Here is a 6,201-nt window from a genome sequence, read left to right as displayed (position 1 = left end):
CCGTGGCTCGGCCGGGCAGTCGCTGGGCGCGTTCGCGGTGCAGGGCCTGAAGCTTGAAGTGCTGGGCGATGCGAACGATTACGTGGGCAAGGGGCTTTCGGGGGCGACCATCGTGGTGCGGTCCTCGCCTTCCTCCAGCCTGGTTTCGAACGAGAACGCGATCATCGGCAACACGGTGCTGTATGGCGCGACCGCTGGCGCGCTGTACGCGGCGGGGCAGGCGGGTGAACGCTTCGCGGTGCGCAACTCGGGCGCGACTGCCGTGGTCGAGGGCTGTGGCTCGAACGGGTGTGAATACATGACCGGCGGGCTGGTGGTGATCCTGGGCGAGATTGGCGACAATTTCGGCGCGGGCTTCACCGGCGGCATGGCGTTCGTCTATGACGCCAGCGGCACGTTTGCCGAGCGCGTGAACCCCGATACGGTCATGTGGTGCCGCGTGCAGGATCCGAAATGGGAAGCGGTGCTGCGTGAACAGGTCGAGACCCATGCGCGCGAGACCGGCAGCCGTTACGCCGAACTCCTGCTGCATAACTGGGATCGGACCCTGCCGCGTTTCTGGCAGGTGGTGCCGACGGAATATGCGCGTGTCATTGGCTTCGAAGCCCCGGCCCTGGCGCAGGGCGCATGATACGGGCGTGAGTTCCCACCCCGATAAATGATGGCGGAGCCGGGCAGCAATGTCCGGCTCCGTCTGTTTTTGGGGCGGAATCTGGTCCCGTGGGGTCGCACGCCACGCCATGACGCACTAGATTTGTGGCAATGAGAATCGCGGGGCCGGTGTGGATGCGCAGGTTCCGCCCGATCTGATGGGTGGTGCTCGATCAATGTCCAAAGCGAATTTTTCGGCTTCCGTGGCGGGTGCCGCCGCTGTCTCCACCGTGCGGGAGGAAGCGGGCCAGACTTCGGGCGGGCCCGGTCTCGCTGGGCTGCCGCGCTGGGATCTGTCGGATCTGTATGCCAGCCCGGATTCCCCTGTTCTGGCCACCGATCTCGATCAGGCGGATGAGGACGCGCAGGCCTTCTCCCGCGCGTGGCAGGGGCGTCTGGCGGGCCTGAAGGGCGATGAACTGGCGCAGGCCATTGCCGAATACCAGCGCATTGACGAGGTGCTGGGCCGGGCCGGATCCTATGCCCAGCTTCTGTTCGCGGCCAATACATCGGATTCGGGCGTGGGGCGTTTCGCGCAGTCGATCAATGAACGGCTGACGGCCATTTCCACGCATCTGCTGTTCTTCACGCTGGAAATCAACCGCATCCCCGATGATGTGCTGGCCACCCAGATGAAGGATGCGGCCCTTGCGCATTGGGAGCCGTTCCTGCGCGACCTGCGGGTTTTCCGGCCCTATCAGCTTTCCGATGAGGTCGAGGCCGTCCTGCACGAGAAATCGGTCACGGGGGCTGCGGCATGGAACCGCCTGTTTGACGAGACGATGGCCGACCTGCGGGTGCGGCTGGGGGGCGAGGAGGTCACGCTGGGCAGCGCGCTGGATGTCATGTCCAGCCCCGACCGCACCCGGCGCGAGGCCGCCGCCCACGCCATTGGCGATGTGCTGGGGCGCAATGTGAAGCTGTTCTCGCTGATCACGAACACGCTGGCGAAGGATAAGGCGATCGTGGACGGCTGCGCCATTATCCGCGCCCGACCTCGGCACGCAACTGCGCCAACATGGTCGAGGATGAGGTGGTTGATGCGCTGGTGCAGGCCGTGACCGAGGCCTATCCCCGCCTGTCCCACCGCTATTACGCGCTCAAGGCGAAGTGGCTCGGGCTGGAAAAGCTGGAATACTGGGACCGCAACGCCCCGCTGACCACGCAGGATGAGCCGCTGATTTCATGGCGGCAGGCGACCGAGCAGGTCATGACGGCGTATGAAGGATTCGACCCCCGCATGGGGCAGGTGGCCCGGCAGTTTTTCGACCATGCGTGGATCGACGCCCCGCCCGTGCCCGGCAAGGCGTCGGGCGCGTTCGCGCACCCGACCGTGCCGTCCGCGCATCCGTACCTCCTGCTCAATTACCGTGGCCGCACGCGCGATGTCATGACGCTGGCGCATGAACTGGGCCATGGCGTGCATCAGGTTCTGGCGGGCAGGCAGGGTTATCTCATGTCCAACACGCCGCTGACACTGGCCGAGACCGCCAGTGTGTTTGGCGAGATGCTGACCTTTCGCGCCATGCTGGACGCGCAGGCCGATCCCGCGCGCCGCAGGCTCATGCTCGCGGCCAAGGTGGAGGACATGCTCAACACCGTGGTGCGCCAGATCGCCTTCTACCGTTTCGAGACACTGGTGCATGACGAGCGCCGCAGGGGCGAACTGCTGCCCGCGCGCATTGGCGAAATCTGGCGGCAGACACAGGTGGAAAGCCTTGGCCCGGCCTTCAGTTTCACGCCGGATTACGATGCGTACTGGACCTATATCCCGCACTTCATCCATTCGCCGTTCTATGTCTATGCCTACGCTTTTGGTGATTGTCTGGTAAACGCGCTATACGGGGTGTTCCGGTCCGGGCATCCCGGTTTTCAGGACAAGTACCTTGATATGCTGAAGGCCGGCGGGACCAGGCGGCACCGTGAACTGCTCGCCCCCTTCGGGCTGGATGCGGCGGATCCGGGCTTCTGGCAGAAGGGGCTGGACGTGATCGCCGGATTTATTGATGAGCTGGAGCGTGTCTGACGTGGCGGATGAACGGAATCTCGACAATACGGGCCTGTTTGGCGAATTCCGCCGCATGGTGCGTACGTCGGGCACGGTTGGCGGCATCGCCGCGCGGATCGCGGGCCACAAGATGGGCTTCAGGTCCAACCCGAATGTCCATGCGGAAGACCTGAAAAGCGTGCTGGGCGGCCTCAAGGGGCCACTCATGAAGGGCGCGCAGCTTCTCTCCACCATTCCCGGCGCGCTGCCTGAGGAATACGCCAAGGAACTGGCCCAGCTTCAGGCCAACGCGCCGGCCATGGGCTGGAACTTCGTGCGCCGCCGCATGTCCGCCGAGCTGGGGCCGAACTGGGAGCGCAACTTCCGCGCCTTCAGCCGCGAGGCCTCGGCCGCCGCGAGTCTGGGCCAGGTCCATCGCGCCATCCTGCCCGACGGGCGGGAGGTGGCGTGCAAGCTGCAATATCCCGACATGCGCTCGACAGTGGAATCCGACCTCAAGCAGTTCCGCATGGCGGTCGGGCTGTTCTACCGGCTGGATAACACCATCCGGCAGGACGACGTGCTCGATGAACTGCAGGACCGGCTGTACGAGGAACTCGACTACCAGCGCGAGGCCGCGAATATGCGGCTCTACCGCCTCATGCTGGCTGGTGAGTCCGATGTCACGGTGCCTGCCCCCATCGATTCGCTATGTACCCAGCGCCTGCTCACCATGGAATGGGTGAATGGGCGGGGAATCCAGAAGGTGCTGGATACCAACCCATCGCAGGAGGCGCGCGACCGCATGGCCCGTGCCCTGTTCCGGGCATGGTACGTGCCGCTGTACCGGTACGGCGTCATCCATGGCGACCCGCACATGGGCAACTTCACCGTGCGCGACGATTACGGCATCAACCTGCTGGATTTCGGGGCCATCCGCATTTTCCCCTCCCGTTTCGTGCAGGGGATCATCGACCTGCACAAAGCCATCGAGACGGATGACGAGGATCTGGCCTATCAGGCCTATCAGGCCTGGGGCTTTACCAACATGTCGCGCGATACGATGCGCGTGCTCAATGAATGGGCGCGGTTCATCTATGGCCCGCTGCTCGATGACCGCGAGCGCTTCATTCAGGAAGATAACGACCCGCAATATGGCCGCGCCGTGGCCGAGCGTGTCTATGCCGGGCTCAAGCTACGGGCGGCGTGCAGCCGCCGCGCGAATTCGTGCTGGTTGACCGTTCGGCCGTGGGGCTGGGCAGCGTGTTCCTGCGGCTGGGGGCGAAGGTCAACTGGCACCGGCTGTTTCAGGAAATGGCGGCCGATTTTGATGAAGTCGGCCTTGCGCGGCGTCAGGCCGCCGCCCTGCGCGAAGCCCGGGTTCCCCCGCCGCTTGGCGCCACGCCTGATGGACGCGGGGACGTCCCACCCGAACGCGGCCCTTGCGCCGGGGCGGGTTTGTCCCCATTTTCCCTAGTCATGGCGACAGCACCCCGCAGGAAGAAAAAGACCACCGACATCGACCCGGCGGACAGGCCCGTCCTGTTCCAGCCGGAACGTCAGGCGGCAAAGCCCAAGACAAACACATTCCGTGTCACTTCCCCCTACGAACCCGCGGGCGACCAGCCCACGGCCATTGCCGAACTGGTCCGGGGCGTGGGGGAAGGGGAGCGCGATCAGGTCCTGCTGGGCGTTACGGGGTCGGGCAAGACCTTCACCATGGCCAAGATCATCGAGGCCACGCAGAAGCCCACCCTGATCCTGGCGCCCAACAAGACGCTGGCCGCCCAGCTTTACGCGGAAATGAAGCAGTTCTTTCCCGATAACGCGGTCGAGTATTTTGTCAGTTATTACGATTACTACCAGCCGGAGGCCTACGTGCCCCGGTCGGATACGTATATCGAAAAAGACAGCCAGATAAACGAACAGATCGACCGCATGCGCCATGCCGCCACGCAGGCGCTGCTGGAGCGTAACGATGTCATCATCGTGGCCTCGGTTTCGTGCATTTACGGTATCGGCTCGGTCGAGACCTATTCGCGCATGGTGGTCAAGCTTGAAAGCGGTGGCGAGATCGACCGCGACCGGCTGATAAAGGGGCTGGTCGAACTGCAGTACCGCCGCAATGACGCGGCATTCCAGCGCGGCACCTTCCGCGTGCGGGGCGAGACGATAGACGTCTTCCCCGTCCAGAACGAGGACCGGGCATGGCGCATCACCCTGTTTGGTGACGAGATTGACGAAATTACCGAATTCGACCCGCTGACGGGGGAGAAGACGGGCGATCTGGAAGCCATCAGCATCTACGCCAACAGCCATTACGTCACGCCGCGTCCCACGCTTACGCAGGCGATGGGTGGCATCAAGCAGGAACTGCGCGACATGCTGGCCACCTTCACCGCCGAAGGCAAGCTGCTGGAGGCCGAACGCCTGCGGCAGCGCACCACGTTCGACCTGGAAATGATCGAGACCACCGGGGTGTGCAAGGGGATCGAGAACTATTCACGCTACCTGTCCGGCCGCGCGCCGGGCGAGCCGCCGCCCACCCTGTTTGAATACCTGCCCGAGGATGCGCTGCTGATCGTGGATGAAAGCCATGTGACCGTGCCGCAGATCGGGGGCATGGAGCGCGGGGACCATGCGCGCAAGTCGGTGCTGGCGGAATTCGGCTTCCGCCTGCCGTCCTGCCTCGACAACCGGCCGCTCACCTTTGCCGAATGGGATTCCTACCGCCCGCAGACCGTATTCGTCAGCGCCACCCCCGGCCCGTGGGAAATGCGGCGCACGGACGGCGTGTTCGCCGAGCAGGTCATCCGCCCCACAGGGCTGATCGATCCTGTCACCATCGTCCGCCCCGTGGAGCATCAGGTCGATGACCTGCTGGCCGAATGCCGCCAGACCATTGCCGATGGCGGGCGCGTGCTGGTCACAACCCTGACCAAGCGCATGGCCGAGGACCTGACCGAATACATGAACGAGGCGGGGATTCGCGTGCGCTACCTGCATTCGGATGTGGACACGCTGGAGCGCATCGAGATCATCCGCGACCTGCGGCTGGGCGCGTTCGATGTGCTGATCGGCATCAACCTGCTGCGGGAGGGGCTGGATATTCCCGAATGTTCCCTCGTCGCCATTCTCGATGCGGACAAGGAAGGTTTCCTGCGTTCGCGCACCTCGCTCATCCAGACCATCGGGCGCGCGGCGCGTAACGTGGATGGCCGCGTGCTGCTCTATGCCGACAGGATGACCGACAGCCTGCGCTACGCCATTGAGGAGACGGCCCGCAGGCGCGAAAAGCAGAGCCTGTGGAACACCGAGCACGGCATTACCCCGCAATCGGTGCGCAAGCAGATCGGGGATGTGATTTCCTCGGTGTTCGAGCAGGATTACGTCACCGTGGCCCCCACGGCGGATGGCAGCGTGCGTGAAATGGTCGGCAAGGATTACAAGGCCGCCATCGCGGATCTGGAAAAGAAGATGCGCGAGGCCTCGGCCGAACTGGAATTCGAGACCGCCGCCCGCCTGCGTGACGAGATCCGCAGGCTCGAGGCCCTGGATCTGGG

General features: G+C 64.3%; 2 protein-coding genes and 2 pseudogenes. All 4 read left to right on the top strand.

Going from position 1 to position 6,201, the window contains the following annotated elements; all coding sequences use genetic code 11:
* Positions 1 to 631, top strand: a 631-nt coding sequence (locus JCM25156_RS08230) for a GltB/FmdC/FwdC-like GXGXG domain-containing protein (protein WP_025812732.1), incomplete at its 5' end; no start/stop codon positions are given.
* A gap of 196 nt (positions 632 to 827) precedes the next feature.
* Positions 828 to 2,677, top strand: a pseudogene (locus JCM25156_RS22710) (M3 family oligoendopeptidase).
* Positions 2,658 to 4,039: pseudogene (locus JCM25156_RS22705) on the top strand (ABC1 kinase family protein); the annotation flags it as partial. The pseudogenes JCM25156_RS22710 and JCM25156_RS22705, both read left to right, overlap by 20 nt.
* A gap of 78 nt (positions 4,040 to 4,117) precedes the next feature.
* Positions 4,118 to 6,201: excinuclease ABC subunit UvrB (gene uvrB / locus JCM25156_RS08215; protein WP_025812733.1), on the top strand; the 2,084-nt coding region annotated here is incomplete at its 3' end.

This window comes from Komagataeibacter kakiaceti JCM 25156, from assembly GCF_000613305.1.
The sequence above is the reverse complement of the archived record's forward strand: the minus strand, read 5'-3'. Positions and strand labels throughout refer to the sequence as shown.